4 protein-coding genes are annotated in these 4,137 nt (G+C 71.8%); all 4 read right to left on the bottom strand.

Annotated features, from left to right (window positions below):
• Positions 1-206: 206 nt before the first annotated feature.
• The gene (locus FV222_RS18935; RefSeq protein WP_147815385.1) at positions 207-1,307 is read right to left on the bottom strand and encodes an ABC transporter permease; all 1,101 of its coding nucleotides are present in this window, start codon (positions 1,305-1,307) and stop codon (positions 207-209) included.
• Positions 1,304-2,227, bottom strand: a complete 924-nt coding sequence (locus FV222_RS18940) for an ABC transporter permease (RefSeq protein ID WP_147815386.1) — start codon at positions 2,225-2,227, stop codon at positions 1,304-1,306. The genes FV222_RS18935 and FV222_RS18940 overlap by 4 nt, the downstream gene beginning before the upstream one ends.
• A 41-nt stretch (positions 2,228-2,268) precedes the next feature.
• On the bottom strand, positions 2,269-2,817 hold the full coding sequence (locus FV222_RS18945; RefSeq protein ID WP_147752236.1) for a hypothetical protein: 549 nt from the start codon (positions 2,815-2,817) through the stop codon (positions 2,269-2,271).
• Positions 2,818-2,982: 165 nt separating this feature from the next.
• A partial coding sequence (locus tag FV222_RS18950; protein WP_147815387.1) for a peptide ABC transporter substrate-binding protein occupies positions 2,983-4,137 on the bottom strand: 1,155 nt, incomplete at its 5' end.

Genomic DNA, 4,137 nt, shown 5'->3' on the forward strand with positions numbered 1-4,137 from the left:
GGCCCGGGACCGGCAGCCGGTGACGATGTCGGGCTCCGACCGCTGGCGCCTGCGCCCGGCCGAGACCAACATCGTCCTGCCGGCGGCGGCGCAGGCGCGGGTGCGCCCGGCGATGCCGATCCCTGAGGAGCGGCGCCGGGTTCGGCAGGTCTACCCGGCCTATACCGAGATACGGTGAGGCCACGCTCTGCGATCAGGCCGCGCGATCAGGCCTCCGCCCGGGGATCGAGCGCGGCGGCCAGCCCGTCGCCGAGCACGTTGAGGGCCACGAGGGTCGCAACCAGGAACGCCGCCGGCCCGGCGAGCATGTGCGGCGCGGATTCGAGGCTGCGCGCGCCTTCCGCGATCAGCACGCCCCAGCTCGTCGCCGGCTCCTGCACGCCGAGGCCGAGGAACGACAGGAAGCTCTCCAGGAGGATCACGCGCGGCACCAGCAGGGTGGCGGCGACCGTCACCGGCCCGAGGGTGTTCGGCACGATGTGCCGCCGCAGGATCGCGGCGGACGACAGGCCGAGCGCCTCGGCGGCGCGGACGAAGTCGCGGCGGCGCAGCGCCAGGGTCTGGGCGCGGACGATGCGGGCCATGTCGAGCCATTCCACGGCGCCGATCGCCACCAGGATCAGGGCGAGGCTCGCGCGGAAGAACACCACCAGCACGATCACGAAGAACACGAACGGAAGGGCGTAGAGGATGTCGACCACCCGCATCATCGCGGCGTCGACGGCCCCTCCGGCGAACCCCGAGACGGCGCCGTAGAGGATGCCGACGCCAAGCGCGACCAGCGTCGCGGTGAGCCCGATCAGCAGCGAGACGCGGCCGGCCACGAGGCTGCGGCTGAGGAGGTCGCGCCCATGCACGTCGGTGCCGAGGAGGAAGTGGAGCCTCCGCACCGGCACCGCGACGGTGAGGCGCCGCCCGTCGTCCTCGCTGGCGACGACGCGGGGGGCGCCGAACAGGTCTGAGCGCGGCAGGTAGACGAGGCCGCGCGGGTCGATCGTTGCGTCCGAGGCCAGGACGAGGCGGAGCGTGTCGCCCGTCCTCTCGGCCTCCGCCACCGTCGCGCGGATACGGAAGGCGAGGCGATCGAGCGCGGGCCGTAGACGATCCGCGTCGGGCTGGGCCGCGAGGCCGGGGGGCAGCTGGCGCAGGTCCGGGTAGGTCCGCGCGGGCGCATGGCCGGTGAGCAGCGGGCCGACCAGGCAGGCGAGCGTCATCAGGGCGAGCATGGCGAGCGCCGTCATCGCGCCACGGTCGCGCGACAGGCGCAGGATCGCGCGGCGCGTCGGCGACTTGGGCGGCGCGCTCACGCGTGCAGCCGCAGGCGCGGGTCGAGCCACGCCGAGACGAGGTCGGCGACGAGGTTCAGGACGACGACGAGCACCGCCACCAGCACCACCGTCCCCATCACCAGGGTGTAGTCGCGGTTCAAGGCCCCCTCGACGAAGTAGCGGCCGATCCCGGGCAGGCCGAAGATGGTCTCGACCACCACCGAGCCGGTGAGCAGGCTGGCCGATAGCGGCCCGAGGATCGCGACGACGGGCAGCAGCGCGCCGCGCAGGGCGTGCCGGGCGATGCGCCAGGGCGGCAGGCCGAGGCTGCGCATGGTCCGCACGTGCTGGGCGCGCAACGCCTCCGCCATCGACGCCCGGGTGAGCCGGGCGATGCCTCCGGCCTGCGGCAGCGCCAGGGTGATCACCGGCAGGATCAGGTGCGAGGGCGCGCCCCCCTCCCAGCCGCTCACCGGCAGCCAGCGCAGCGACAGGCCGAAGGCGATCTGCAGCAGCGGCGCGACGACGAAGCCCGGCACCGACAGGCCGAGCGAGGCGGCCGCCCCGACCAAACGGTCGACCCATCCGCCGCGACGGTACGCCGCCCACGCGCCGAGGCCGACGCCGAGCGCGAGCGAGACGGCAAGCGCGAGGCCGCCGAGGATCATCGACACCGGCAGGCCGCGGGCGAACAGGTCGGCGACGCTCATGTCGCGGAAGGAGAAGGACGGCCCGAGATCGCCCCGGGCCAGGGCCGCGAGGTAGCGCCCGAACTGCACCGCCAGCGGCTGGTCGAGCCCGTAGACCCGGCGCAGGTTGTCCATGGCCGCAGGCGCCAACGGCCGCTCCAGGTCGAACGGCCCCCCGGGCGCGAGCCGCATCAGGAAGAAGCTCAGCGCGATCACCAAGAACAGCGTCGGGATCGCCTGCAGCAGCCGGCGCAGCACGTAGCCGGTCATGGGCGGGACGATGGCACGTGTGGGGATAGAGGATCCACGCTTCAGCCCAGCGTCCTGCTCTTGATGAAGCCGAAGGCACTGGACACGGCGGAGCCGGCGCTTCCGACGGCACTCGATGCCGCCTCGACGGCGCGGGTTGCAAGACCAGCTTCCAACTCCGTGGAAGCTTGAACGGGAATGGATTGCAAACGGGGCACGGCTGCCTGGATCACCCGGCGATCGTTCTCCATCAACGATGAGATGCCGACATCGGCCATCGCGACGAACGTCGCCCCATCGAGGAACTTGACCTCGATCAGCGCGCTTTGCCGAGGTCCGTTGTCGAGTGCGTTCAGGCCGCTCCCGATCGCGGCAGCCGCCAGATTTACCGGGGCCGTCAGGTCGAGGTGCGAGGCCAGGGCGACGCCGCCCCTCAACCCACCGATTAGATGGCCGACGAGGCTCTGGTTCTTGTCGACACCGCCGTGGATGATCACCTCGACGATCGTCTCGGCCCCGCGTACGCTCCCATCCGGGAGCGAGAATAGCCCCGTGTCGTAAACTCCGCCGCCACGCCCAACTTCGCCAGCGACGATCGTCAGATCAGCCATCCCGCGGCCCTCCAAATAATTTGCTGCTCACGCAGGCCGTGTCTCGCGATGGGCCGCCCAAGATACCTGTTCCGAGCGACGCCGAGCGTGCGATGTCGTCCGTAGGGTCTCCGCCGGTCGTGCCGAAGTGTATCCGTCGCGCGCCGAGGCGAGACAAGCGCCCGCTCATCCGACGAGCCGCAGGAATCGCGTCGGCGCGGCGTTGCGCAGGTTCGGCACGTAGCCGTGCAGGCGCGGCGCGATCAGCGCCTTGGAGCGCGTGTGCATCACCGGGATCCACGGCAGGTCGCGCATCACCAGCGCCTCGGCGCGGTAGAGCAGGTCGGCGCGGGCGGTGAGGTCGCGTTCGGCCGCGGCCTTCGCCAGGAGGGCGTCGTATTCGGCGTTCGACCAATGCCCGGGGTTCATCCCGTCGTTGCCGGTGGTGAGCAGGAACAGGAAGTTCTGCGGGTCGGAGTAGTCGGCGATCCAGGACATCCGCGCGACGTCGAAGTCGCCGCCGTCGCGCAGATACGCGAAGTGGGTCTTGGCGTCGGTGTAGACGAACCGGGTCTCGATCCCGAGGCCGCGCCACATCTCGGCGACCGCGACGGCGGTGTTGCGGTTGTTGTCGCTGGTGTTGAAACGGTACTCGACCCGCAGCGGCCGGTCCGGCCCGAAGCCCGCCTCCGCGAGCAGGCGGGCGGCCGTCTCCTCGTTGTCGATCGGGAGGCGGGTGCGCCCCTCCGTCTCCGGGGGCGTCCGGTAGTTGTCGAGCCCGGGCGGGCAGAGCGAGTAGGCCGGGCTCATGGTGCCGCCCCACAACGCCTCGGCGAGGTATTCGCGGTCGAGCGCCAACGACAGGGCGCGCCGAACGCGGACGTCGTCGAAGGGCGGCTTCCGCGTGTTCACCGCCAGCGCGTAGAGGCCGAGCGAAGGCCCGAGCACGACCTGGTCGCCGAAGCGGCGGCGCAGCGACGCCATCTGGTCGCCGGGCAGGTCGGCCAGCGAATCCAGCTCGCCCGCATCGTAGCGCCGCACCGCGCTCGACAGGTCCGGCGTCGGCACGAAGGCGACCTGCGGGATCGCGATCTCGGCCGCCGCGTGGAAATGCGGGTTGCGCCTGAGCACGATGCGGTCGTTCGGCACCGAGTCGACAAGAGCGTAGGGTCCGTTCGAGACGAGGTTGCCCGGCCGGGTGAAGCTCTCGCCGAAGCGTTCGACGGACGGACGGTGCACCGGCAACGCGGTCTGGTGCGTCAGGAGTTCGAGGAGGTAGGGAGTCGGCGCCTCCAGCGCGATCGTCACCGTGCGGGGGGCGGGCGCGGCGACGCCGAGCGC

The organism is Methylobacterium sp. WL103, assembly GCF_008039885.1.
Taxonomy (GTDB): domain Bacteria; phylum Pseudomonadota; class Alphaproteobacteria; order Rhizobiales; family Beijerinckiaceae; genus Methylobacterium; species Methylobacterium cerastii.